Source organism: Zobellia alginiliquefaciens, from assembly GCF_029323795.1.
Taxonomy (GTDB): domain Bacteria; phylum Bacteroidota; class Bacteroidia; order Flavobacteriales; family Flavobacteriaceae; genus Zobellia; species Zobellia alginiliquefaciens.
In genome coordinates this window covers 3,055,734-3,081,763 of sequence record NZ_CP119758.1, presented here as the reverse complement: position 1 = coordinate 3,081,763, position 26,030 = coordinate 3,055,734, and the positions used below count along the sequence as shown (strand labels likewise).

The 26,030-nt window shown below is 37.9% G+C and carries 27 protein-coding genes; 9 read left to right on the top strand and 18 right to left on the bottom strand.

The features are described from left to right. Nucleotides 1-7: 7 nt before the first annotated feature. Together rsmH and mraZ are read right to left on the bottom strand one after the other, a co-directional pair. Nucleotides 8-913 (bottom strand): 16S rRNA (cytosine(1402)-N(4))-methyltransferase RsmH, encoded by a 906-nt coding sequence (rsmH, locus tag P0077_RS12930; protein ID WP_276169202.1) that lies wholly within the window; start codon nt 911-913, stop codon nt 8-10. Continuing rightward, nucleotides 891-1,364, bottom strand: coding sequence for a division/cell wall cluster transcriptional repressor MraZ (mraZ, locus tag P0077_RS12925; RefSeq protein ID WP_276165648.1), 474 nt, complete (start codon nt 1,362-1,364; stop codon nt 891-893). Before mraZ ends, rsmH begins: the two co-directional genes overlap by 23 nt. A gap of 254 nt (nt 1,365-1,618) precedes the next feature. Here mraZ and P0077_RS12920 point away from each other — a divergent pair, with 254 nt between their 5' ends. Together P0077_RS12920 and yihA are read left to right on the top strand one after the other, a co-directional pair. After that, nucleotides 1,619-2,383, top strand: coding sequence for an alpha/beta fold hydrolase (locus tag P0077_RS12920; protein ID WP_276165647.1), 765 nt, complete (start codon nt 1,619-1,621; stop codon nt 2,381-2,383). Between the two features lie 36 nt (nt 2,384-2,419). Further along, nucleotides 2,420-3,037, top strand: coding sequence for a ribosome biogenesis GTP-binding protein YihA/YsxC (gene yihA, locus P0077_RS12915; protein WP_276165646.1), 618 nt, complete (start codon nt 2,420-2,422; stop codon nt 3,035-3,037). Here yihA and P0077_RS12910 read toward each other — a convergent pair. Continuing rightward, complete coding sequence (locus P0077_RS12910) at nt 3,034-3,414, bottom strand: GTPase (RefSeq protein WP_276165645.1); 381 nt, start codon at nt 3,412-3,414, stop codon at nt 3,034-3,036. The two genes, yihA and P0077_RS12910, sit on opposite strands and share 4 nt — an antisense overlap. Before the next feature lie 48 nt (nt 3,415-3,462). On the opposite strand from P0077_RS12910, the gene bla reads away from it, so the two are divergent. Beyond that, complete coding sequence (bla, locus tag P0077_RS12905; protein ID WP_276165644.1) at nt 3,463-4,203, top strand: subclass B1 metallo-beta-lactamase; 741 nt, start codon at nt 3,463-3,465, stop codon at nt 4,201-4,203. A 27-nt stretch (nt 4,204-4,230) separates the two neighbouring features. After that, entirely contained in the window at nt 4,231-4,944 is a 714-nt protein-coding gene (locus P0077_RS12900) for a pirin family protein (RefSeq protein WP_276165643.1), read from the top strand. Between the two features lies 1 nt (nt 4,945). On the opposite strand, the gene gldC is transcribed toward P0077_RS12900, so the two are convergent. Both gldC and gldB read right to left on the bottom strand, forming a co-directional pair. After that, on the bottom strand, nt 4,946-5,278 hold the full coding sequence (gene gldC, locus P0077_RS12895) for a gliding motility protein GldC (protein WP_276165642.1): 333 nt from the start codon (nt 5,276-5,278) through the stop codon (nt 4,946-4,948). Nucleotide 5,279: 1 nt separating this feature from the next. Further along, the gene (gene gldB, locus P0077_RS12890; protein ID WP_276165641.1) at nt 5,280-6,263 is read right to left on the bottom strand and encodes a gliding motility lipoprotein GldB; all 984 of its coding nucleotides are present in this window, start codon (nt 6,261-6,263) and stop codon (nt 5,280-5,282) included. Nucleotides 6,264-6,334: 71 nt separating this feature from the next. On the opposite strand from gldB, the gene nadE reads away from it, so the two are divergent. Together nadE and P0077_RS12880 are read left to right on the top strand one after the other, a co-directional pair. Then, nucleotides 6,335-7,123, top strand: coding sequence for an NAD(+) synthase (gene nadE, locus P0077_RS12885; RefSeq protein ID WP_276165640.1), 789 nt, complete (start codon nt 6,335-6,337; stop codon nt 7,121-7,123). Nucleotides 7,124-7,292: 169 nt separating this feature from the next. After that, nucleotides 7,293-7,922 carry a response regulator gene (locus P0077_RS12880; RefSeq protein ID WP_276165639.1) on the top strand — a complete coding sequence of 210 codons (630 nt, stop codon included), beginning with the start codon at nt 7,293-7,295 and terminating at the stop codon, nt 7,920-7,922. 86 nt (nt 7,923-8,008) lie between these two features. Here P0077_RS12880 and dnaG read toward each other — a convergent pair whose 3' ends face one another. After that, the gene (gene dnaG, locus P0077_RS12875) at nt 8,009-9,988 is read right to left on the bottom strand and encodes a DNA primase (RefSeq protein WP_276165638.1); all 1,980 of its coding nucleotides are present in this window, start codon (nt 9,986-9,988) and stop codon (nt 8,009-8,011) included. Between the two features lie 68 nt (nt 9,989-10,056). Further along, complete coding sequence (locus P0077_RS12870) at nt 10,057-11,328, bottom strand: PQQ-dependent sugar dehydrogenase (RefSeq protein ID WP_276165637.1); 1,272 nt, start codon at nt 11,326-11,328, stop codon at nt 10,057-10,059. A gap of 232 nt (nt 11,329-11,560) precedes the next feature. Between P0077_RS12870 and P0077_RS12865 the strand changes: the two genes are divergently transcribed. Continuing rightward, nucleotides 11,561-11,986 (top strand): hypothetical protein, encoded by a 426-nt coding sequence (locus P0077_RS12865; RefSeq protein ID WP_276165636.1) that lies wholly within the window; start codon nt 11,561-11,563, stop codon nt 11,984-11,986. A gap of 58 nt (nt 11,987-12,044) precedes the next feature. Continuing rightward, nucleotides 12,045-12,653: an SIMPL domain-containing protein gene (locus tag P0077_RS12860; protein ID WP_276165635.1), complete on the top strand. Its 609-nt coding sequence runs from the start codon at nt 12,045-12,047 to the stop codon at nt 12,651-12,653. An 87-nt stretch (nt 12,654-12,740) separates the two neighbouring features. On the opposite strand, the gene P0077_RS12855 is transcribed toward P0077_RS12860, so the two are convergent. From P0077_RS12855 to rsgA, 9 genes are all read right to left on the bottom strand, one after another. Then, complete coding sequence (locus tag P0077_RS12855) at nt 12,741-13,718, bottom strand: polyprenyl synthetase family protein (RefSeq protein WP_276165634.1); 978 nt, start codon at nt 13,716-13,718, stop codon at nt 12,741-12,743. Nucleotides 13,719-13,897: 179 nt separating this feature from the next. Further along, on the bottom strand, nt 13,898-14,938 hold the full coding sequence (rlmN, locus tag P0077_RS12850; RefSeq protein ID WP_276165633.1) for a dual-specificity RNA methyltransferase RlmN: 1,041 nt from the start codon (nt 14,936-14,938) through the stop codon (nt 13,898-13,900). Nucleotides 14,939-15,024: 86 nt separating this feature from the next. Then, nucleotides 15,025-16,074 carry a tRNA preQ1(34) S-adenosylmethionine ribosyltransferase-isomerase QueA gene (gene queA / locus P0077_RS12845; RefSeq protein WP_276165632.1) on the bottom strand — a complete coding sequence of 350 codons (1,050 nt, stop codon included), beginning with the start codon at nt 16,072-16,074 and terminating at the stop codon, nt 15,025-15,027. A 171-nt stretch (nt 16,075-16,245) separates the two neighbouring features. After that, complete coding sequence (locus tag P0077_RS12840; protein ID WP_276165631.1) at nt 16,246-17,475, bottom strand: 3-phosphoshikimate 1-carboxyvinyltransferase; 1,230 nt, start codon at nt 17,473-17,475, stop codon at nt 16,246-16,248. Between the two features lie 101 nt (nt 17,476-17,576). Continuing rightward, nucleotides 17,577-17,903, bottom strand: coding sequence for a nucleotide pyrophosphohydrolase (locus P0077_RS12835; RefSeq protein ID WP_276165630.1), 327 nt, complete (start codon nt 17,901-17,903; stop codon nt 17,577-17,579). Next, entirely contained in the window at nt 17,869-19,929 is a 2,061-nt protein-coding gene (locus tag P0077_RS12830; RefSeq protein ID WP_276165629.1) for a DUF3858 domain-containing protein, read from the bottom strand. Before P0077_RS12830 ends, P0077_RS12835 begins: the two co-directional genes overlap by 35 nt. Nucleotides 19,930-19,960: 31 nt before the next feature. Beyond that, entirely contained in the window at nt 19,961-21,871 is a 1,911-nt protein-coding gene (locus tag P0077_RS12825; protein ID WP_276165628.1) for a DUF3858 domain-containing protein, read from the bottom strand. A gap of 79 nt (nt 21,872-21,950) precedes the next feature. Continuing rightward, nucleotides 21,951-22,403 (bottom strand): D-aminoacyl-tRNA deacylase, encoded by a 453-nt coding sequence (dtd, locus tag P0077_RS12820; RefSeq protein ID WP_194529739.1) that lies wholly within the window; start codon nt 22,401-22,403, stop codon nt 21,951-21,953. Nucleotides 22,404-22,444: 41 nt separating this feature from the next. Continuing rightward, nucleotides 22,445-23,398 (bottom strand): ribosome small subunit-dependent GTPase A, encoded by a 954-nt coding sequence (rsgA, locus tag P0077_RS12815; RefSeq protein WP_276165627.1) that lies wholly within the window; start codon nt 23,396-23,398, stop codon nt 22,445-22,447. A gap of 175 nt (nt 23,399-23,573) precedes the next feature. Here rsgA and P0077_RS12810 point away from each other — a divergent pair, with 175 nt between their 5' ends. Further along, nucleotides 23,574-24,017: a hypothetical protein gene (locus P0077_RS12810; protein WP_276169201.1), complete on the top strand. Its 444-nt coding sequence runs from the start codon at nt 23,574-23,576 to the stop codon at nt 24,015-24,017. 65 nt (nt 24,018-24,082) lie between these two features. On the opposite strand, the gene P0077_RS12805 is transcribed toward P0077_RS12810, so the two are convergent. Further along, complete coding sequence (locus tag P0077_RS12805) at nt 24,083-25,165, bottom strand: bifunctional 3-deoxy-7-phosphoheptulonate synthase/chorismate mutase type II (protein ID WP_276165626.1); 1,083 nt, start codon at nt 25,163-25,165, stop codon at nt 24,083-24,085. Beyond that, nucleotides 25,165-26,025, bottom strand: coding sequence for a prephenate dehydrogenase (locus P0077_RS12800; RefSeq protein WP_276165625.1), 861 nt, complete (start codon nt 26,023-26,025; stop codon nt 25,165-25,167). The genes P0077_RS12805 and P0077_RS12800 overlap by 1 nt, the downstream gene beginning before the upstream one ends. Nucleotides 26,026-26,030: the final 5 nt, after the last annotated feature.

Below are 26,030 nucleotides of genomic sequence, written 5' to 3'. Positions count from 1 at the left end.
TTCAACTTTATATGCGCTCCGCAATTCTCAATTTTGCACTTCGCGCTCTATTATTCTTTGCTATTTCTTCTCTTCCAGGAACAATAAGCGGACCCACTTTTTTAAACGGAACGTCTATATTTCCATAAAAATCCTTTGGCGCCTCACCTTCAAATTGTCCTTCCCTAATAAATCGTTTCACCAAACGATCTTCTAAAGAGTGATAACTTATTATACTCAACCTTCCTCCTACATCTAGCAATTCCGGTGTTTGCAACAAAAACTCCTCAATAACAGCAATCTCTTGATTCACCTCAATACGGATGGCCTGATAAATCTGAGCCAATATTTTATGCTCTTTTGCATTTGGCAAAAACGACCTCAAAACCTCTTTCAACCGCTCCGTGGTCTTAATCGGTTCTTCCTCACGTTTTGCAAGAATAGTCTTAGCCATTGCATTTGCATTCCGTAAATCGCCATATTGAAAAAGAACTTTTCTTAAATCGTCATAATCATAGGTATTGACCACATCGTATGCCGACAAAAGATTTCTTTTACTCATTCGCATATCCAAATCAGCTTCAAAACGAGTGGAAAACCCACGTTCCGCTTTATCAAATTGATGCGAAGACACTCCGTAATCCGCCAAAATCCCATCCACCTTTCTAACCCCATGAAATTTTAAGAACTGCCTGATATACCTAAAATTTTCATTGATCAACGTAAACCGTGGATCACCCAAAGTATTTGCAAGCGCATCTTCATCTTGGTCAAAAGCGAACAATCTTCCTTCGCTCCCCAATTGCTTCAATATGTGTTTTGAGTGTCCGCCGCCACCAAAAGTGACATCAACGTACACGCCGTCTTCTTTTATATTGAGTCCGTTTACGGACTCCTCCAATAAAACCGGGTTATGATACATAGCTTTCGTCATCTCCGTCATCTCCCATCACCTCTTCTGCCAACTCGGCAAAATCCTCTGCAGTTTCTTCCAATACTTTCTCGTAACTATCCTTGTCCCAAATTTCAATAATATTGATTGCCGAACTTAAAACCACCTCTTTGGAGATATTCGCAATCTCCACGAGGTTTTTAGGAATCAACATTCTACCTGTTGCATCAATTTCAATAACCTTTACACCAGCAGAAAAACGACGGATAAAATCGTTGTTCTTTTTCTTGAAACGGTTTTTCTTGTTCATTTTCGTCATAAGAAGATTCCACTCCTCCATTGGATATAATTCTAAACAAGGCTGAAAAACAGATCTTTTGATTACAAAACTTTGGCTCAAAATAGGAGACATCTGATTTTTTAGGGCAACTGGTATCATTACCCTACCTTTGGCATCGGCCTTACAATCGTATGTCCCAATGAAATTAACCACTTAAAAAACCTGTTTTACAATACTATAACTCAAAACTACAAATTTTATTACCACATTTTACCACTAATTACCACTTTGTTAATAACTAGTGGCTTTTGGGCATAAATTATGGTCAAATTTTAGCTCGAAAAAAGGGTGTTTTTGCAGAGTGATCGAAAAATTATAGTCAATTCTCGCTTTATTGACCTATACTTGTACTATAGTCATAATAGGATAATGCCTATCTTTGGCGAACAGACCAAGAAGTATCTTGAATGGAAGAAAATTTAATTAAGGAAGGAAAATTCCGGTATATAGAGATAGGAGAAGGAACCCCTATCATTATTTTACACGGTCTTATGGGAGGGCTTAGCAATTTTCACGGTGTTACTGAATATTTTCCCAAAAAGGGATATAAGGTACTCATACCGGAACTACCCATTTACGACATGCCGATGCTTAAAACAAATGTGAAGCAATTTGCAAAGTTTTTAGCAAAATTCATTGAATTTAAAGGGCTTAGCGACGTAATTTTATTAGGAAACTCCCTTGGCGGACATATTGGTCTTCTACACACCAAGCTCTACCCCAAACTAGTTAAAGCCCTAATTATAACAGGAAGTTCAGGATTGTACGAAAGTGCCATGGGAGATGGTTACCCAAGACGAGGTGATTACGAATTTATCAAGAAAAAGGCACAAGATGTTTTTTATGACCCGGCCATAGCCACCAAAGAAATTGTAGACGAAGTTTTTGCAACCGTAAACGATAGGTCAAAAATAATCAAAACACTAGCCATTGCTAAAAGTGCCATTCGTCATAATATGGCAAATGACCTTCCTAAAATGCATACACCAATATGTATTATTTGGGGAGAGAACGACAGCGTAACCCCTCCAGATGTAGCAGACCTTTTTCATGAATTACTTCCAGATTCGGACCTATATTGGATTGAAAAATGTGGTCACGCCCCTATGATGGAGCACCCGGAAAAATTCAACGAAGTGCTAGATACTTGGCTCACAAAGCGTAAGTTTTAACCCTCAGCATACCTTCAAATTAAATAGTTTTAAAAGGTGAATATTAAATCGGCAAATTTTGTAATCAGTAATACCGATGTAGCCAAATGCCCCAAAGAGCCACTGCCAGAATACGCCTTTATTGGCCGGTCTAATGTTGGTAAATCTTCATTAATCAATAGACTAACGGAAAGAAAGAGTCTGGCAAAGACCTCAGGACGACCGGGAAAGACCCAGCTGATCAATCATTTTAAAATAAATGAAAATTGGTTTCTGGTAGATTTACCAGGTTATGGTTACGCCCGAGTTTCCAAGAAGAGCAAAAAGACCTTTCAAAAGTATATAACGGATTATTTTGTAAAACGAGAACAGCTTGTATGTGCTTTTGTTCTAGTTGACATACGACACGAGCCACAAAAAATAGATATGGAATTTATGGAGTGGCTGGGCGAAAACAGTATCCCGTTCTGTATTATCTTCACCAAAGCAGATAAACTGAAGCCAAAAGCCATAGAAAAAAATGTAAACAGTTACATCTCCGAACTATTGAACGGCATTTGGGAGGAAGCTCCACAGTATTTCATTACCTCATCGTCAAAAGGCTATGGCCGAGATGACGTTCTTGATTTTATAGACAACATAAATACAGATTTTTTCAAGGCGACTAAAAATTAAGCCCCTACCCTTTCCTGAATAACTTTAACTAGAGATTCTGAACTTTCAATAGCATTCATTTCTTCAGTACCAACAAACACTTGTAAATCATCTGATGTTTGCGCAAGTATGATGGGAAAGGTAAACTTGTTCCCAAACTTAGAGGCATACTGTTTTTGGTATTCATCTTTATGCAAAAACTCCATTTCCAAATCAGTTTCTTCTCTAAATTTCCTCCAGACCTTATTCTCCGTAAAAACTCCAAACGTAATATCGCACAAATTACAATCGTACGTACTTGGGCTCAATATTTTGTGTGCACTATCCAAAAGCGAACTCTTAAGTCCCGAGTTCGCATTATAGATAAAAACAAGTTTTTGAATAACTGAATCTTTCATTATTGCAAGGTAAAATTCTATATTTATAACACCTAAAAGAACAACATCATGAATTCCAAACCAACTATATTACTAGCTTTCTTTTTTGCTGTTCTATTGGGATGTAAGTCACAAAACACAGGTATAACTTACAATAGCGAAACCCTAAAAATCATCCCCATTTCCAAAAAGAGTTTTATTCATGTCTCTTATTTACAAACCGATGATTTTGGAAAAGTGGCCTGTAACGGATTAATCTATATGAATGAGGGCGAAGCAGTGGTTTTTGACACACCCGTAGATATTGAAACCTCTGACGAACTTATTGATTGGATTACCAAAACAAAAAAGCAATCCATAAAAGCTGTGGTTATAAATCACTTTCATGATGATTGCCTTGGCGGCGTTGAGGCTTTTCACCAATTGAACATTCCCTCCTACGCCAACCATAAAACAATTGAACTTGCTAAAAGAGAAGGAAACGCTATTCCACAAATCGGTTTTGATGGCAAAAACGAGCTTATGCTAGGCAAGCAAAAAATAATAAACAGACATTTTGGGGAGGCACACACCAAAGACAATATTGTTAGTTATATACCCAGTGAACATTTGCTTTTTGGCGGATGCCCCGTAAAATCTTTAAACGCCACCAAGGGCTATCTTGGTGATGCCAATATTAACGAGTGGAGCAATACTGTCAACAATATAAAAATAGCATACCCTGACCTAAAAATTGTTATTCCAGGGCATGGGGATTATGGAGATGTTGAACTATTGGACTATACTATTTCACTTTTCAAAACTGAGTGAGATTTCTGAACAAACCTAAACCTTATTATGAAAAGTACACTTCACAAAGCAAATACTCGAGGCCATGCCAACCATGGATGGCTCAATAGCTACCATAGCTTTAGTTTTGCCAATTACCACAATCCGGACCGCATGAATTTTGGTGTTTTAAGGGTGCTAAATGATGATGAAGTAGCCGCCGGCATGGGTTTTGGAACTCACGGACATAGCAATATGGAAATAATTTCCATTCCGTTAGAAGGCGATTTAGAGCATAAAGACGACATGGGGAACACTACGGTCATTCGCCAAGGCGATATACAGGCCATGAGCGCAGGCTCAGGAATTCAGCATAGTGAAAAGAACAAAAGTCGGGACGAATTGGTGAAGTTCCTACAGATCTGGATTATTCCCAACAAGGTAAATGTTACACCCCGTTATGACCAGATTACACTATCTGAAAACAGTTTAAAAAACCGATTGCATCAAATTGTATCTCCCAATGCTGATGATGAAAGCATTTGGATTCACCAAAACGCTTGGTTTCATATGGGAGAATTTGATAAAACACAGACAAGCAACTACACCCTAAAAGACCAAAACAACGGAATCTACATTTTCCTCTTGGAAGGAAAATGCACCGTAAAGGATATGGTATTAGAAAGAAGGGATGGCCTTGCCATTGAAGACACTCCCATAATTGACATCACTTATAATGCAAACTCAAAAATTCTCTTAATGGAAGTACCCATGGCAAACTAGCTTATTTCAGCTCTAGCTTTTCCGCAAAATAATCACAGAAATCCTTCATGGTAGCCGTCATTTTTTCATCTTGAGTGGCTTTCATAAACGTATCCGACAACGAAACCAAAGTCTGGTGAAAGAATATTTTCATCTCATCTACGGGCATATCTTTGGTCCAAAGGTCAATTTTAAGTGACTCTTGATTTTTGCTATCCCATACGGATAAAAGCATAGCCTTAGCTTTTTCATTGTTTATTCCACCATCTTGTGCCGACCATGTAAGTTCTTCCGGAACACGATTTTCATCTAACCCTACTGTTAAAGTTATTTCTGAAGTATGAAGATCTGCCATATTATTTTTTCGGTTTGTAATTAGATTTTTTAAATATTTCCTCTGCCGGTAAGCTCAGCATCTGCTGTAACGTTACCTCATTCCTATCCATAAAAGCACGCACTACCTGCCAACCTAAATATCGCCCAACGCGTCCTGGCGATTCATTATCCAACTCCAATCCAAATTTGGAAAACGGAGCAGGATCTAGGAAGCGTCGTGCCAACGTATTATCCGTACTATACAAATATTCGTTCTCAATAAAATTACGCCAAATGGGCTGCTCGTTTGCCTCTGACCATGCATACTGCGTCTCTGAATAATGTATTTTTTGGGCATCAGTCGCCAAAGGGAGCAGTTTCTCCTTTAAGTACAATTCCTTTCCGTAATAAATAAGCTGAGCAAGAAAGGTCCTCTCTTGTGGTCTAGGGACTACTTTCTTTGCAAAAGCGCTGGCCACATCAACATCTATATATTGTTCGTCTAAATCTGCACTAATATATTTCTGAATATCACGATAAAACCGGTGATCGGGCCCAAGGTAATTATCCAACCCAATAAGTAGCATCGTATCCGTTAGGATTACACGATTGCTGTAATCCACATCAGAAGTTACGGTAACCACTTTGGGTACTTCAAATTTTGGAAAGTAATATTTAATATGCTTAAACAGGAGTTCTAAACTCTGTTCCTCCCGTGAGAAATCAGAAAATGCATTTTGTACCTCAGACAACAATTCAACCTGAATAGTATCTTTCATTTTTGCCACCCAAACACTATCTGTATATTGAGCAGGAAATAGATATGGGTACTTGTTCTTTAAAACCGATAGATTTTCCGATGTAGCGCCCGCAAATTCCGCATCAAACCTATCAACCTTTAATTCTACATTTATCTTCTGAACATCTTCGGAGACCTTTGGACCCTCATTACATGCTAAAAACAAGAATGAAATTGTAAAAATGGCAAAAATAGCCACATGTTTGCAAAGTAATTTCCGATACATTTTAATATTTAACCGCAAGACATTATTTTTAAGCTCACAAAGTTAGTCGATCTAGACATAATGAACATCCTATGCACACAGAAAAGGTAGTAGATTACATAGTAAATTGGTTAAAAGAATATGCAGTAAATGCAAAAATGAAGGGTTTTGTCATAGGAATATCAGGAGGAATAGACTCTGCCGTTACATCTACCCTCTGTGCCAAAACAGGCCTTGAGCTCATGTGCTTGGAAATGCCAATTCACCAAGCTGCAAATCAAGTTACCCGTGCATCGGACCATATTGATTGTCTTCAGAATAATTTTGACAAGGTAAAAAGACAGCCTGTTAACCTTACTCCGGTTTTCGATAGTCTTATAGAAGCGTTGCCCAAGGTAGAAAATGAAGAAGACCGTTTTATGTCTTTGGCCAATACCCGAGCACGTTTACGCATGACAACGCTTTATTATTTTGCGGCACTCGAAGGTTATCTTGTTGCTGGAACCGGAAATAAGGTAGAAGACTTCGGTGTAGGATTTTACACCAAATATGGGGATGGTGGGGTTGATTTGAGCCCAATTGCCGATTTATTAAAAACACAGGTGTATGAAATTGCCAAGTACCTGAATATCAATACAGACATTCAAAAAGCCGCCCCCACTGATGGCCTATGGGGAGACGACAGGACTGATGAAGATCAGATAGGAGCAAGTTATCCGGAACTGGAATGGGCCATGAAAATGCAAGATGAAGGAAAAAACTTGAGCGATTTTACGGGCAGGGAGAAGGAAGTATTCCTAATTTATACGAGATACAACTCAGCTAACCAGCACAAGATGAACCCTATACCCGTTTGCGAAATACCTGATGCTCTTTTTTAGTAATTTACCCGTAAATAAGGTAATCTAATCGAATAAATTCATAAAACAAGCTATTTTTATGAAAAAAACACCAATTTTGTTTAAGGAATTAGATATTTAAACCTTACATTGCATGTCAGTATTTTAGACGAGCTTAGGAACGTTTAATATCTAGATTAAAACTATCAACATGATTAAAGTATTAATTGCAGACAACCATCCCATTATTAGAATGGGAGTGACTAATGTTCTTGAATCTGCTAATGGATTTGAAATAGTGGGAGCGGTATCCACTACTTCTGAGCTCTTCGACAAATTGGAGACCTCTAGTCCTGATGTAGTAATGCTGGAGATGGACATTCCGGAAATTAACGGAATTGCCACGCTGCGAAAAATCAAAAAAGAACACCCAAGTGTGAAGGTATTAATGTATAGCGGTCAATCTGAAGACGTATATGCACTTAGTACTATTCGCGCAGGTGCCTTTGGATATCTTTCAAAAGCCTCAGACATAGACTACATCATAACAGCAGTGAAAAAAGTAAGCGAAGGCAACATGTTCATTACAAATGAACTAGCTCAACGTTTAGCTTTTGATGAAGGTACCCAAAAACCTAGAAGGTTCTTTAGAAAACTTTCTACTCGTGAGGTTGAGGTACTTAAATTATTGGCTAGCGGAAAGCGTAACAAAGATGTAGCCATCGGTTTGAACTTAAACGAAAAAACAGTGAGTACCTACAAGGCTCGTTTGATGAAAAAATTAAACGTAGACAATATGGTAGATCTTTTGCAACAAGCAAAGGCACTAGAACTTTATTAAGAAGTTTACATTCGTAACACGTACAGACCCTGATGTTTTCGTTAGGGTTTTTTTATGCCCAAAATTTACGGTTTACCTAGCGGATGTTAAGAAAAAACACGGTTCAGCTTTTTGTTGAGCAGTTTGTTGAGCTGTAAATAATTCATAATTTCCTCTAGAGTCTCCCTGTGGTCTTGCTGACTTTCTTTTGTATTATCTTGTAAAGCCGTCATCCGCTTTTTTATTAAGAAACAGCGTAATGTTAAAATAGTCTCACTAACCAATTGCGCTACACCAACTTTCTTTTCTTTGGGATAGATATCCTTTCTTTCCCAACTATGCAAAACGTATTTTTCTTCCTCCATTAGAATAGAAGATATTTCTGAAACCAACTGCTGATCCAAGGTGCTCAAAAATGTACTAATTGTAAAATCCTCTTCTTGGTTCAACGCTTCAATAAGCTTATAATAAATTTGGCGGAATTGTTCATTTGCCAATTCAATCTCATCGTCCTGTAAGTCTAAAAAAATCTTTTCATAAACCTTGGCCTCAATAGATTCAGGCTCCAAAACCAAATCACCAGCTTCACTTTCCTTGAGTACCAAATCTTCAAACTCTTCTTTTTCACTTCCGTACAACAGCAAAAGTTCAATAATTTTTCGCTCTAACAAATACTGTACATCTACCTTTTCTTGCGGTACTTCATTCTTGACAACATCAAACGCCTTCTGCTCCGGTTGTTGCTTTTTTAAAACATCTGTAGCCCCTTTTTTACCCATTTGAGCCAAGGTCGTAAACAATACACCTTCTGAGACCTTCATGATGTTAGCACACTCCTGAATGTAGATTTCTCGCTTAATAGCATCAGGTATCTTGGATATACTCTGTACAATATCACGAACCGTATCCGCTCTTTTTATTGGATCATTGGCCGCTTCTTGAGCCAACAAACCAGCTTTAAACTGAATAAAATCCTGTGATTTCTCTTCTAAATACTCCTGTACATCTTCTAGCGCATTATTTTTTGAAAAACTATCAGGGTCCTCTCCTTCAGGGAAAGTGCAGACTTTCACGTTCATACCCTGTTCCAAGATCAAATCAATTCCACGAAGAGAAGCTCTTAATCCTGCCGCATCACCATCAAAAAGAACGGTGATATTTTTAGTCAGCCGGTTAATTAATCTAATTTGCTCCGGTGTTAGTGCCGTACCACTTGACGAAACTACATTGTGAATTCCTCTTTGATAAAACTGAATAACATCTGTATACCCTTCTACCAAATAACAATTATCCTCCTTAGCTATTGCTTGTTTAGCATGATAAATGCCATAAAGCACTTTACTCTTATGATAAATATCACTTTCCGGGGAGTTCAGATACTTAGCAGCTTTTTTGTCATTACCCAAAATACGCCCTCCAAAACCAAGCACTCTACCGCTCATAGAGTGAATAGGAAACATTACCCTTCCTTTAAACCGATCAAATGTTTTAGGGCTGTTAGGATTTTGCGCATCTTCTTTTACTATGGTTAGGCCTGTTTGTTCTAGGTACTTTAACTTGTACCCTTCCTCAAAAGCAGCTTTTGTAAATCCATCCCACTGATCAAGACAATACCCTAGGTTGAATTTCTTTATCGTTTCTTCTGTAAAACCTCTTTCCTTAAAATAACTGAGACCAATGGCCTTACCCAATTCGGTATCCCATAACATATGGGCAAAATGTTTCTGAGCGAATTCCGAAACCAAATACATGCTTTCGCGCTCATTGGCTTCTTGCTTCTGTTCATCGGTACGCTCGGTCTCCTCTATTTCAATATTATATTTTTTAGCCAAGTATTTTATGGCTTCAGGATAGGTGAAGTGTTCGTGTTCCATTAAAAACGCGACCACGTTACCTCCTTTTCCACTACTAAAATCCTTCCAAATCTGTTTTACGGGAGACACCATAAAACTAGGTGTACGCTCATCTGAAAACGGACTAAGCCCCTTAAAGTTAGAACCTGATTTTTTGAGTTGCACAAAATCTCCGATAACCTCCTCTAAACGGGCAGTTTCGTAGACTTTATCAATTGTTGTTTTTGAAATCAAAATAGTAGAAAAATAAAAATAGTGTCTAAAGATAAGACACTATTTTTCATTTAAAAATTAGGATTTATTTATTTGGCTGCAATTCGCCATATAATCCCACCGTCATCATCATTAACCAGAAGCGAACCATCTGTTGCAACTGCCACGCATACAGGTCTTCCATACACCTCACTCGCTTCTTCGTCCGCTATAAAACCACTCAAAAAATCTTCTGGTGGTTGTGGTTTACCATCTACAAATGGTACAAAAATTACTTTATAGCCAGAAAAAACCGCCCTATTCCATGAACCGTGCTGACCCACAAAAGCTCCGTTCTTATATTTTGAAGGGAATTGGTCCGCTCCGTAAAAAGTCAGCCCTAAAGAAGCAGTATGGTTCCCGACCGGCACATCTGGAACAATAGCTTTATCTACCATATTTTGGTGCGGGTCATCTTCCCAACGTGGGTCTTTAACACTACCATAATAGCTATATGGCCAACCGTACCAACCGCCCTTTTCTACACTTGTAATATAATCGGGCACTAGATTGTTCCCAATTTTATCACGTTCGTTTACGGCAGTCCACAACTCTCCCGTAACCGGGTTCCAGTCCATACCAACCGGGTTTCTTAAGCCAGCTGCATATATAATTTCTCCTGTTCCGTCTAAATTTACCTCCAGAATATTAGCACGGCGTTCTTCCTTTTCCATTCCTTGTTCGCCCACATTACTTGCAGAGCCAACGGAGATATAAATTTTATTGCGGTCTCGGTTCGTGATAATATTTCGTGTCCAATGATTATTGTAACCACTTGCCGATAGCTCTACAATTTTTTCACCATCACCCTCTAATTTCTCCTGACCTGCTTTGTATGGGTAACGATATAATCCATCTGTATTGGCTACATAGAAAAAATCATCTATAACCAACATTCCAAAGTTCTGGTTTAATCCCTCCTTAAAAATATGGCGCTCGTCAACCGTGCCATCTTGATCGGAATCTCTAAGTAGTGTAATTTGATTCGCACTATTTTTCGTATCCGATTCCGCCACAAATATGTCTTTATTAGGCGCAATGTACGTCCATCTAGGATGCTTTAGTCCATCTGCAAACCGAGACACGTCAAAGCCATCTGGAGCTATTGGAGTCTTACCCTTGGGCCAATCTATTATTTTGCTTTCCTTGGTAACCGATTTAGATGAAAAAGGCGCTACAAGTTCTAAAGGACCTATGGCCGTTTCAACGGTAGTAGAACCGCTATTGGCCAATTCTTCTTTTTCTTCTTTTGAAACATTTTTTGTTTCCTTACATGCCATAAAGGTAAGACCAACTAATATGAGTAGTACTGTTTTTTTCATATTCTTAAATTTTTCCTGAAAATAACATTTGCACTCTGCTATTTATAGCTCTATCCGTAGTAATATACGCTCTATAAAGCGAATAATAATAACTGAACAATCCAAGAGATTTACCTTTACCCTGTTTTCAGGGATACTATTTTAGCTACTACAAGGGAATTCTAATATGGCACATTACCTCAACTTTGCCTCATAGATTTTTAACCCTTATACAAACCTAAAAAACAAAATTATGATCTGGGGAATTGCATTAGTATTATTGAGCATTGTAGCCGTACCGTCTTTGTTATTATCAAAAAAACCAAATGCCGAAGAACTTTTAGAAAAAATAGAACCCTACCAAGGTTGGATCGGAATCCTATTCTGCTTCTGGGGCGTGTGGGGAATTATTACGGCCATTCTAAATCTAGGCTGGTTAACCACCTCCCCTATTTGGTGGGTTACCTTTTTGGCCGGAAATATAGTTTCAGCAGGATTGGGTTTTATGTTAGGGTCAGGCTTAATAAACAAATTGTTCCTTTCCAATAGCCAAGCAGCACGTGTCAGAGCCGAAGAATTACGGGCTAAAATCGCACCTAAACAGGGTAAACTGGGAATTTTGGGGATAGTAATAGGTAGTTGGATGATTGCAGCATCATTTTTATTCTCAGTCGTATAAGTTTTCACAAACAAAAGTCGTTATCCTTTCAAAACATCTACACCTTAAATATAATATCATGAAAAAATTAATAACAAGTATTACCCTAATAGCCTTCTCATTTATGGCTTTTGCACAAAACAATTTTCAAAATAACATTAACGTTAATGGTTCTTACGAATATAGTATTACACCTGAGTATTCAAGTAAAATGATCGTGAGTCTAACCAATGTATACTATGATGCTCAAACTATGAGCCTTGACGAAATAAAATCTGGTTACCGCGAAAAATTGCAAAAAGCCGGTATAGATATGGACCTGCTTAAAGAAAGACCGTTATACTATTCTCTTTTGGGGTATGAAAAAGAAGGCACTGTGTTTGAGTTTACAACAAAATCTCTTGAAGAGATGCAAAAATTCCTTAATGTAAAAGCTATTGGCGTTACCCGTTCAGACACTACTCTTGACGCGAAATTAAGCGACAAACAGATGGCCGACTATGCAAAACTTGCTTTTGATAACGCCCAGGCCAAAGCAAAAGCTATAGCAGATAAAATTGGACGCAAAATAGGTAAGGCTATTTATATTAGTGATACCAATTCAGAGAAAATAACAGAATCCATGTACTATGGGAACACTCAAAAAGAGAGAACATATTTTGTTTCCGTTTCCTTTGAATTATTGTAAGAACGCATCTTTTTCCAAATAAAAACCTCTGTAGGATTCCCAGTTTCATGGTAATACTACAGAGGTTTTCTCTTATTTAGATAAAGGCTATTTTTTACGATCCACTACATAATTCACCATCAATTCCAGAGAATCCCTGTATTCGGACTCAGGGTATGTGGACAATATTTTCAGTGCTTCCCCTTTAAAGTGTAACATCTTTTCCACGGCATAATCCAATCCACCATTAGCCCTCACAAAAGCAATTACCTCTTTAACCCGCTTCTTATCCTTGTTATGATTCTTTACGGAATTGATGAGCCACTTCTTATCTTTTTTTGAACAGGTATTAAGGGTATGAATTAAAGGTAAGGTCATTTTTTGCTCTTTAATATCAATTCCTGTAGGTTTTCCTATTTTATCCTCACCATAATCAAACAGGTCATCTTTTATTTGAAAAGCCATGCCACAAAGCTCGCCGAACTTACGAAACGTTTCAACATCTGTTGATTCCGGTTGCACGGAACAGGCCCCCAAACTACAACATGCCGCAATTAGTGTTGCCGTTTTTTGACGGATAATATTATAGTATACCACTTCGGTGATATCTAACCGTCTTGCTTTTTCAATCTGCAAAAGCTCTCCTTCACTCATTTCACGTACGGCGACCGAAATAATCTTCAACAAGTCAAAATCTTCATTATCTATGGACAACAAGAGACCTTTTGACAAAAGGTAATCGCCTACCAAAACTGCAATCTTATTTTTCCAAAGTGCATTGATGGAGAAAAAACCTCTGCGCTTGTTGCTTTCATCCACAACATCATCATGTACCAAAGTGGCCGTATGTATCAACTCTATAACCGATGCGCCTCTATAGGTACGCTCGTTAACCTCTCCATTGTTAAGCATTTTAGCCGTAAGAAACACGAACATGGGTCGCATTTGCTTCCCTTTACGGTTAACAATATAATAGGTTATACGGTTCAATAGCGCCACTTTTGAAGACATTGCCTCACGAAACTTCGTTTCGAAAAGTTCCATTTCGTGGTTTACGGGCTCTTTTATTTGCGCTACTATTTTCAAAAAAACGAGTTTTTCTTGCTACTTGCTTTAGCGTATAAATTTAGGGAAAAAGAAACGAGTAAAACGTATGGTTGGACCAGTAATCACAAAAAGTCTAAAAGATACACCTAGAACCGAATCTCCATGTAGAAAATACGGACAAATTACAACATACAATTAACCAAAAAACCTTGGCTTTCCTATTGTTTATTGGCCAACTGGCCACAAGCTGCATCTATATCCTTACCTCTAGACCTTCTTACCGTAACTACAATGCCATTTCTTTCCAATGTATTCACGTACATGTCTATAGCACTATTTGCTGCCTGCTGAAACTCCCCATCATCTATAGGGTTGTATTCGATTAGGTTTACTTTGGAAGGTGCAAATTTGCAGAAATTCACCAAAGCGTCCACATCTTTCTGAGAATCATTAATCCCCTGCCAAACCACATATTCATAGGTAATTCTACTTTTGGTTTTGGCATACCAATACTCTAGCGCTTCCCGTAAATCAGTAAGCGTAAAAGTGGCATTAAACGGCATGATAGAAGTACGGATCTCATCAATTGCGGAATGTAAGGAAACCGCCAACTTGAATTTCACCTCATCATCTGCCATTTTACGTATCATCTTGGGCACACCAGAGGTTGATACCGTAATACGCTTAGGAGACATCCCCAAACCTTCTGGAGAGGTGATTTTATCAATAGCTTTTAATACGTTGTTATAGTTCATGAGCGGCTCTCCCATACCCATAAATACAATATTGCTCAACGGTTTTTCAAAGTACAAACGACTCTCGTTGTCAATAGCTACCACCTGATCATAAATTTCATCAGGATTTAAGTTGCGCATTCTTTTTAAACGTGATGTAGCACAAAAACGACAATCCAAGCTACAACCCACTTGACTTGACACACAAGCCGTGGTCCTGGTTTTAGTTGGTATAAGTACAGATTCTACCACCAAATCATCATGCAGACGTACGGCATTTTTAATGGTACCGTCATTACTACGCTGCATTTGGTCTACCTTAATATGATTGATCACAAAATTGGCTTCTAGCATATCTCTCGTTTCCTTTGAGATATTGGTCATTCCTTCAAAAGAATGTGCCGCCTTCTGCCAAAGCCATTCATACACCTGATTGCCCCGAAAAGCTTTATCTCCATTGGAAACAAAGAATTCTCTCAATTGATCTTTGGTAAGTGCCCGTATGTCTTTTTTTTGTGTCTTCACATTTAAAAAGCTAAAAACCCTTCTTTACGTATTATATAATAGAAAGAAGGGCTTAAAAGATTATGCTTTTGCCAGTTAGGCAAAAATTATATTACTAACATTGCATCACCATAAGAGTAGAACTTGTACTGTTCTAAGATGGCTTCTTTGTATGATTTTTTCATTAAATCATGACCAATAAATGCAGATACCATCATCAACAAAGTAGATTTTGGCAAGTGAAAATTCGTCACCATACAGTTGGCGATACTAAAATCGTACGGAGGAAAGATAAACTTATTTGTCCATCCATCAAAAGTGTTCAAAGTATGATCTGAGGAAACAGCACTTTCAAGTCCGCGCATTACTGTAGTACCTACAGCGCAAATACGTTTTTTATTCAGTTTAGCATTGTTTACTACCTCTGTAGCTCGCTCATCAATGACAAGCTCTTCGCTGTCCATTTTGTGCTTGGACAAATCTTCAACCTCAACTGGATTAAAAGTTCCTAAACCTACGTGAAGGGTAACTTCAGCAAAATCAACACCTTTGATTTCAAGACGCTTCAATAGGTGTTTTGAAAAGTGAAGACCTGCAGTTGGTGCAGCAACAGCTCCTTCATGTTTTGCATAAATAGTCTGGTAGCGCTCTTCATCTTCTGGCTCTACATCCCTCTTTATGTACTTTGGCAATGGAGTCTGACCTAAATCACGAAGTTTTCTTCTGAAATCGATATACGAACCATCATAAAGAAAACGCAATGTTCTACCTCTAGATGTAGTGTTATCAATAACTTCCGCTACTAAAGTCTCATCTTCGCCGAAATATAATTTATTACCGATACGTATTTTACGGGCTGGATCAACAAGAACATCCCATAGGCGTTGTTCTTCATTTAATTCCCTTAATAAGAATACCTCGATTCTTGCACCTGTTTTTTCCTTATTACCATATAAACGCGCAGGAAAAACTTTGGTATTGTTCAAAACCATTACATCGCCTTCATCAAAATAGTTGATAAGGTCTTTGAACATTTTATGTTCTATTTTTCCGGTTTCACGGTGAATAACCATTAACTTGGACTCATCCCTATTTTCAGCAGGATACTCGGCCAATAAATTATCAGGTAATTCAAAATTGAAGTGCGATAGTTTCATCTATGAAATTTTGTTAAAAGTTTTGCGGTTGCAAATATACGATGTGCAGATAGGGGTTGTCAAGTAAAACGGTGATTATATTGATTCTTACCCTATTGTAATTATCAATAAATCAATCTAACAAACACAAAATATTAAAAACATCAGTTCAAACAACTAAAATACAGTGAGTTATACTGATTTAGAAATAAACCCCAATTTCTCAAGGTCTCTCCAAAAATCCGGGTAGGATTTTGAAACTACCTCGGCATCGTTCACAAATAAAGGTGTTTTCAGAGCCAAAGGAGCAAAAGCCATAGCCATTCTATGGTCATTATATGTATCTATGGCCACATCAACATTCAAAGTGTTAGAGACGTTTAATGTCAAATCTTTATCAGTTACAGAAATACTAGCTCCAAGTTTTGATAGTTCTGTATGCAGCGCTTCCAAACGATCGGTTTCTTTTATTTTAAGGGTATGCAAGCCCGTTAAATGACACTCCATTCCTAGTCCAAAGCAAGTTACCGCTATAGTTTGGGCAATATCCGGTGCATTACTTAAATCAAACTCAACTTTTTGTTTTTTTGGCATTTCAACTTTACGAAGAACTACTGTATTTCCTACAAATTGACTTTCAACCCCAAACTCCGTATACAATTCCTGAAGCACACTATCTCCCTGTAAGCTAGAACTCTTATATGCGGAAAGAGTAATTTCACTACCTACATCGCTCAATGCTACAATACTGTAATAATAGGATGCCGAACTCCAATCTGACTCTACCACTAAATTAATATTCGCTACGTTTGCCTTAGGTGATACTTTTATGGTATTTCCCTCAAAAGAATTCTCAACTCCTATTTGAGATAACAGGGCCAGCGTCATTTTTATGTATGGCACCGAAGTGATTTTCCCAACAAGCTCCAGTTCCAATCCGTTCTTAAGACTAGGAGCCGTTAATAAAAGTGATGAAATGTACTGACTACTGATATTGGCAGGAAGACTTACTTTGCTTTCAGTTAACTTTTTACCCTTGATACGAATGGGCGGATACCCTTCATTTTTTTCATAGGTTATTTCCGCACCTAACTCCTGAAGCGCTTCCACCAAGACTTTTACCGGTCTTTCCGTCATACGTTGAGAACCTGTAAGAGTTACTTCTTTTCCCTCTTGAGAAGCAAAATAACTAGTTAAAAAACGCATTGCAGTACCCGCATGATGAATATCCACTACTCCGTTTTCAATTTTAAGCCCTTTTTGCATCACCTCTGCATCATCAGAATTAGAGAGATTTTCAATACTTATATTCGAGTACAATGCCTGCAACAAAAGGGACCGATTAGACTCACTTTTAGAGCCGGTAATCTGTATGTTGTTCTGCAATAGCGTATTTGACGGGGCGGATAGGTGTAGTTTCAAAAGCTGTTCTCTTTATAGGTTCTTAAATAAGACAGATTTGCTTTCAAATCCATCCGTCTACCCTACTTCGCAGGATATAATTTAAGTTGCCAAATATAACACTATTTCAGCTTTTCATTGTTGTGATGACGGTCATGATCTCGTTTTGTTTTCAAATCGAGTTTTTTATCAAAAGCTTCTTGCAGATCTACACCTGTTTGGTTCGCCAAGCAAAGGGTAACAAAAAGAACATCTGCTAATTCTTCTCCAAGGTCTTTATTTTTATCGGACTCCTTTTCACTTTGCTCACCATACCTACGAGCTATAATACGGGCCACCTCACCTACTTCTTCAGTAAGCTGGGCCATATTGGTAAGTTCATTAAAGTAGCGAACACCGTGCTCATTTATCCATTTATCTACCTTTTCCTGTGCTTTCTGTAGTTCCATTGGAAGAAATTTTTGATAAAACTACTTTTTCTGTTTGTTTTTCAACCAGATTCTTGAAAAATTCTTTTAAATAAGAATAGTGTTCAGCACCTATTACTGCGTGGTTTAATTTAAGATCTACAACTAATTGCAGGTTTTGCCCTTCACCTAGCATTTTATATTGAAAGCTTCCTATACCATCTGCCATTGCAATGCTCATATCCTCCGGTTTAGATATCACCTTATAAGCATCCGGAATAGAGATGTTGATCATATATTTATCTCTTCTAGGAAAAGTAAAATCTATAGGATATTTTCTTTCATCCAATTTAAAAGGATTCTCTGTTTGCAAGAGATGAAATAAAGGTGAAAAGTAAATCTTGTCACCAATTACATCTGCCTGTTTATCTAAAACAAATTCGTAGCTTTCTTGCACGGGCTTACCTACACCCTCTTTATTTTTAATCTGGTAGTTAGATATTTCCATGCCGTTGTTTCTATTTTCTAGCTTTTCCAGATAATCCTCTTCATCACTATTGGCATATTTATTTCGGAACAAATAGGCATTGTAATATCGGTTGGTATGCCTTAACTTCCCATTTAAACTTCCATCTTGATATAAATCAACATTCATTTGAACGCTCTCTTCTGAAAGTTGGCTAGGCAAAAGATTTATTGAAACCGAAGACCCATCTTTCCTAACTTTTTTACCAAACCAGTTTAACACTCTTGTAGGCAAAAGATTTGGTCTGGCATACTTATTTGTAGCATCTAACAATACCTGTTGTCCATCTAAATCAACAGAAGCAATTACATAGTTAAAACCTTCTCTTGTTGGAAACATAGGCACCCCATGGCTTCTGGTACTAACCAAAACCGGACTAGCTTCAAGACCTGCTTCTTGGAGCATAGCAGTAAGTATCAAGTTTATATCCGCTATGTTACCGGTGCGTTCTTTATAAGCGGTCTTCACCCCCTTATCTGCATAATAGCCGTAAATACTGTTCCAATTCATTTGGTTCTGTACATGAAAATATATAGCGCTCATCAATTCAGCCGGAGACGAAGTCTTACCTATTAGGACATCCAAATCATCTTTAAAATATCTAGTGGATTTTAACTGTAGACCAAAACCATCACTTTTGTATATTTTTTTGATAACAGCTTCCCAAGTCGTCGTATAATTTTCCTGCAGCTGTTGCGGAAACTTTATGTATTGAAGCTCATATTTAACCGAGCTTCTGTAATTATTTATATCATTCACAAAAGGCTCCTCTTTTAAGGCTGGCACATTGACCATATCATATTCTGCAGTATGCACAGTATAATCTATATTTTGGTTTGAATATGTAGTAGAGGTAACAAGAGCTCCATTTCCATCACTTCTATTTTTATTCGTGAAATTTATATTTCCTGATTTTGAACTACGCTTTGGGCTTACAGACAGATACCCCTTCATATTTGCTTTAAAATTGAAATATTCAGGTGTAGCAATACTAATTTCCTGTTTTTTTATAGGAATATCGTATTGCAGGGCAATCTCATCTATAGAATAATAGAACGGGGATGTAACTTTGTATTGATACTCTATGACACAGCCCTCTTTAATGTTCGGAAGTGTGAATTTTTCTTGGTTTCTGTACTTACTCAACTCGGTAGTAAAAACAGCAGATTTATCCATCTTGCTTTTTTCAACTTTTCCGTTCTTCAAGTTATAGGTATATGCTTTTAGTCCGGAAATGGATTCAATATCGTTATCACTTTTATATAAGGATTGCGAAATTGTAGCATAATCAAACCCGGACTTATCATAAATTTTGATTCGTTCAAACACATCGGTCAATATACTAAACCCAGCACCTTGGTTATAAATAAACCTAACATTTTTGCTCCTATACAAAACAGTAGCGGCAGCAGAAGAGTCATTAGGGTTAAGGGTTTCTTTTAACTCTTCTTCAGAGACTTTCCCGAATTTAAAATTTTGAGCATTTAAAGAAAATGCCATCGCAAACAGTACTAAAAAAACAGTGGTTCGAATCTGTAACATATTATTGGTTTTAATGTAAAAGGCGGTTCGGTTATTTTTTAAGGAGAACAATCTGTGCATTGTCCATACTCGCTACTTCTTTTCTGAAATCACGGTATGCATTATACTTCTCCTTTGGATATAATCCTTTTTTAAGAAGGAAACTGCGCTGGTAATCCACGGAATTATCCTCGGGCAAGTACTCAAAACTAACGGTGTATATACCGAATTCATTCTCAATTTTCTTCGCTTTGGGCAATGCCTCCACAATGTACCCCTCAGGTAGTTTTATGATAGATCGGTCTTCATCTAAAAAACCACGTTGAATCTCAAAAGGCAATTTTCTATTCCTGTAGCGGTCCGGCACCACATTTTTATTGTTAAAAGCGTTTGCCGTAAAGAGTATTCTATCTCCGCTAAGTGAGGCATAATTTGTTGCACTTAAAACAATGGTCTCATTAAAGACCACATCATTCTTATTATTGTCAAAATTGTAGTTGGCTACCGTAAGATTATTTATTGTGCTCCATCTACGTTTAAACTCTTTTACTATCTCCTCATCCGTATCATGATTCAACTGAAAATGCCTATTATATTGACTTCCTCTAGTCTCAATATCGGTTGTTCCCGAGATACTCCCATCTGATTTTAACTCGTACGTAGCCGAAATAGATTGATAATTTTCTTCATTTAAATAAGCTGTTGTAGTAACAATTTCGCCACCTTCCGGCTTTACGACCAATACTTTCCTATCGTCCGTAAATCCACTTGTATAACCAAACGGTATGATTTGCGATGTAGCATCCACCCAATAATAGGTGTCATTATATGGAATAGCCAAAATTGCATGATTGCCTTGCCCCAAATCTGCAAAATCATCTTCAAAGTCAACTTTATCACCACCCGCTTGCACAACCACATAGTAAGAATCTACCCCCACCTCTTTTAAAAGAGCTTTTGTGTAGTTAGACAGTCCTTTACAATCTCCATATTTTACATTATCAACCTCAATAGCTGCAATAGGCCGTAGACCGCCAATACCAATTTGCACACTAATATATCTGGTATTGTCCTGAACATATTTATAAATTATTTTTGCTTTTTCAAGATCATCTTCAACACCGGTCACCAATGATTTAACCTTCTTAGAGGTCTCCGGAGATAGCTCATCCCTTCCGGATAAAAGGTTTGTATTTACCCAAGTCCCTAGGTCCTTCCAGTTATCTATTGACGCATCAAAACCTTTGTAATGAAAATTCTTTATCCGAGTCATTAACCGAGGGCATATTTTCTTAAAAGATGGACTCATACTTTCCCTCTTCATAGCCTTAATATTATGGGCTGTGTAGGTAACGGAATTGTTAGTTTCTTTTTTATCAAACTCTATTTCCCCTAAATTTTTCTCGTGAATGATTGGTTTAAGAGATTCATTGGGGTAAGTTATCCTATATTGACTCTTTTCTACACTCAAACCAAATCCGCTCAAAAAATACCACGATGGTAAACTTCCCGTATCCGGGGATTCATATTCATACTCAAACACCAAAGTGTAAGGATAACTTATGGGCGTGTAGTCATAATAAAGATGCCGATAATCGTTGTAAAGAGAAAAGCCATCGGCCGCGTTTACATCCTTAAACTCCTTCCTTTTTATTTTTTCAATTTCGTTACCCATCGCATCATAAATTATGATATCAAGACTTTTTATTTTCTTTGAGTTATCATAACCTAATCCGGTTCTTGCATGCCGGTTGCCCGCCCTGTTTAAAACCGTCACCACTTGTTTGGTCTTCACAACCATTTCTCGTTGAGAAAGTATCTCAACATCTAACTGATCCAAACGAACAACTGCGTTTGCATTCTCGGTTAGCGTTTTGTTGAGCAGAAGAGTAGTGTAACTTAATTCTTGGGCATATGATAAGAAGCCAATAAAAATCAAGGGGAGTAAAAGTGAAAATCGCATTGCCGTGTTTGGTTGAAAGAATTTCAAACAAAACACCCATTTTTCTTACAAACTCAAGAAAATAATCGTCAAGAAGAGCTTATTCCCTGTTTTTGGTATCTATTGCAATAGTAACCGGACCATCATTTAACAATTGCACCTTCATATCAGCACCAAAAACTCCAGTTCCTACATTTTTCCCTAAATCGAGTTCAATTTGTGTGATAAATTTTTCGTACAAAGGAATGGCTACATCTGGCTTTGAAGCCTTAATATATGAAGGTCGATTCCCTTTCTTTGTAGCAGCATGCAAGGTAAACTGACTAACGACAATAGCGTCTCCGTTCACAGCTTTGAGAGACTCGTTCATGACTCCTTCGGAATCATTAAAAATTCTAAGGTTCACGATTTTTCTTGATAACCATTCTATATCTTCCGGGCCATCTGCATCTTCTATGCCCAATAAAATTAAAAGTCCGTTTTGTATTTCTGAAATTGTCTTGCTCTCTACTGTTACACTGGCACTAGAGACTCTTTGAATAATGGCTCGCATGGTTGCTGAATTGGCAATTAATTTTTATTCTAGTAGGCAGGTTACTTTTTTGTGTCGTGAATATCTACTCTGTAATTCTCTTCTTCTCCAGTTACCATCTGTACATAGCTTCGGTAACGGCTCCATGCTACTTCTTCATTTTCCAATGCTTCTTTTACGGCACATTTAGGCTCGTCTAGGTGAAGACAATTGTTGAATTTACACTCTCCTTTCAATTCAAAGAACTCAGGAAAATAGTCCCCTATTTCCTCCTTTTCCATGTCTACAATTCCAAAGCCTTTAATACCCGGCGTATCAATAATACGAGCACCAAAGTCTAAATCGAACATTTCTGCAAACGTAGTGGTATGCTGCCCTTGAAGATGTTGCTCAGAGATTTCGGTGGTCTTTAATTCTAATTTGGGTTCTAGCGCATTGACCAACGTAGATTTACCAGCTCCGGAGTGCCCTGCAAACATGCTGGTCTTATCCTCCATCATTTCTTTCACTTTGTCCACATTTTTACCGGACTTCGCAGAAATACCAATACAGGTATACCCAACGTTTCTGTACAACTCGGCCAGATATTTTATTTCCGCTAATTCTTCAATTGTATAGGTATCCACTTTATTGAACAATAAAATGGCAGGAATATCATACGCTTCGGCGGTAGCCAAAAATCGATCTATAAAAATGGTGTAAGTAGTAGGGTTGTTTAAAGTAACCAGCAAAAACACCTGATCCAAATTGGCCGCAATAATATGCGTTTGTTTAGAAAGGTTGACCGATTTTCTGATGATATAATTCTTACGATCTTCAATACTGTGTATGGTACCCACTGTATCATCACCCAGCTGCTCTATTTTAAAAGACACTACGTCACCTACAGCAATGGGGTTCGTACTCTTTATACCCTGAATTCTAAATTTACCTTTAATACGGCATTCGTAAAATTCGCCGTCTTGCGCTTTCACGGTATACCAACTTCCAGTAGATTTATATACAGTTCCTTTCATTCATTTTCAATTTCAGTACAAAGAAACAACTTTACTTTATACTATCACCTTAAAACAGACGGTCTTAAAGGTTCTTTTCAAAATACCAATTCCGTTTCTTTCCTTAATTTATGCTCATAAATGCAACCTTTTGAGACACTTACTTGTCTTTAACAAAAAAACTAAAGATTAAATGATGAAAAAATTACTATTACTAACCGTTGTTTTAATAGCTACAACCTTTGAGGTTACGGCACAAGAGATAAAAATAATCACCAGCGTAGAATCTATAGTACCCAGTGGATTAGGCAGATCTAGAATTATTGACGCTCAGGAAGATAAAGATTTTGAGGAGTTTACTTCTGAACAGACAGAAGAAGACAACAGCAGAAACAAATCAAAAAGAGGCAATATTAGAGTAAAGAATTTTGAGGAAACCAAGCTTCTCAACTTTTATAATATTGCAGGTATCCGTTTTCAAAACATAGCAGCCAACGATGCGGTTATCTCATCAAAACTTACGGATATGCTCAAAGAAGGTTGGGAACTTATCTTTGTAACTAGTGGTGTGGAAGCCGATGCCGGTGACAGCGATTCTCAAGGTATTTTCATTACCCGTTACGTTTTCCGAAGAGACTAAAACAAAAAAACACGGCTTACCAAAAGGCAAGCCGTGTTGTTATTTATTATTCTACTAACGTACAATTATGCGTTTACAATCTTCTCTTGGTGATTGATGGACTCTTGGTGAATAGCCTTGAACATTTTAAGAACAAATTCTTCACTCAAACCTTTTGATTCTCCTTCAAGAATCATAGCTCCAAGGATTTGGTTCCAACGGTTGGACTGAAGAACGGCAACGTTCTTTTGTTTTTTCAACTCGCCAATACCATCGGAAACTTTCATACGCTTACCCATAGTCTCGATCAACTGATTGTCTAGAATATCTATCTGCGCTCTTAAGTTGCTCAATTTGGCATTGTATTCTGCTTCGCTATCAGATTCTTTCCTGATTTTTAAGTCTCTCATGATTTGCACCAATTTCTCTGGTGTAACCTGCTGAGCAGCATCACTCCATGCATTGTCTGGATCATAATGAGTCTCGATCATTAAACCGTCAAAGTTTAGATCAAGTGCCGTTTGAGATACATCAAAAATCATATCACGCTTACCTGTAATGTGAGATGGATCGTTGATCAATGGCAAATCTGGGAACTTGTTTTGGAACTCAATAGCCAACTGCCATTCTGGAATGTTTCTGTACTTTGTTTTCTCATACGTAGAGAAACCTCTATGAATAGCTCCCAATTTTCTGATTCCGGCCGTATGCAAACGCTCAATACCACCTAACCATAAAGCTAGATCCGGGTTTACCGGGTTTTTCACCAATACAATTTTGTCTGTACCTTCTAAGGCATCTGCCAGTTCTTGCATGATAAACGGACTAACCGTTGAACGTGCACCGATCCACAATAAATCTACATCATGTTCCAACGCTAACTCAACGTGTGCACGGTTCGCTACCTCTGTAGCAGTCTTTAAACCGGTTTCCGCCTTTACCTTTTGTAACCACTTTAAACCAAGTGCGCCAACACCTTCAAAGTTTCCTGGTCGTGTTCTTGGTTTCCAGATACCCGCACGGTAGTAATTTACGTCGGTATCTTTTAACTCGTGAGCAATACGCAACACTTGTTCTTCGGTTTCAGCACTACATGGCCCTGCTATTACTAGTGGATGGTCTAAACCCATATCATCCAACCATGTTCTCATTTCTTTTGAATTCTCCATTACTTCTTGTTTAGTGGTATTCCGTTTAAAATTTCCTTTATTTTATTTGTGTCGTTCATTTCGTTAAAAATTCCCGTGTAATCTCCTTTTTCCAACAGTTGTTTAAACTCCTGAAGGTTCTGTATATATTCGGTCAATGTCTCGACCACATTCTCTTTATTCTGTTCAAAAATGGGTGTCCACATGGCCGGAGAACTCTTTGCTAGCCTAACCGTACTTTCAAAACCACTGCCCGCCATGTCAAAAATATCACGTTCATTTTTCTCTTTATCGATTACGGTCTTTCCCAACATAAAAGCGCTGATATGTGACAAATGCGACACGTATGCAATGTGTTTGTCATGTGCTTCAGGGTTCATGTACCTTATGCGCATTCCTATCTGTTGAAAAAGCTCTAATGCTCTTTCCTGTAGCTTAAAAGCTGTCTTCTCAACTTCACAGATAATATTGGTCTTTCCTGCATACAAATTTTCTATTGCTGCAGACGGGCCTGAAAATTCAGTACCTGCAATGGGGTGTGCTGCCAAATAATTTCTTCGCTTTGGATGGGCATCCAAGGTTTTACAAATTAAACTCTTGGTAGATCCACCATCAAAAACTACGCAATCATCATTAACGGCATCCAATATCTTTGGAAGCTCCGTAACCATCACTCCCACCGGAATAGTCACAATCACCATATCGGCAATGGGCAGATCAGCGTAACTAGATGCGACATCAATAAAACCCAAACTTAAGGCCTCGCTCAAATGTGAATCGCTCGTATCTACTCCGTAAATTTTGCATTCTGGACGTAGACGTTTAATGTCCTTCGCAAAGGAACCACCTATTAACCCTACTCCAATTATAAAAACATTCATTCTAT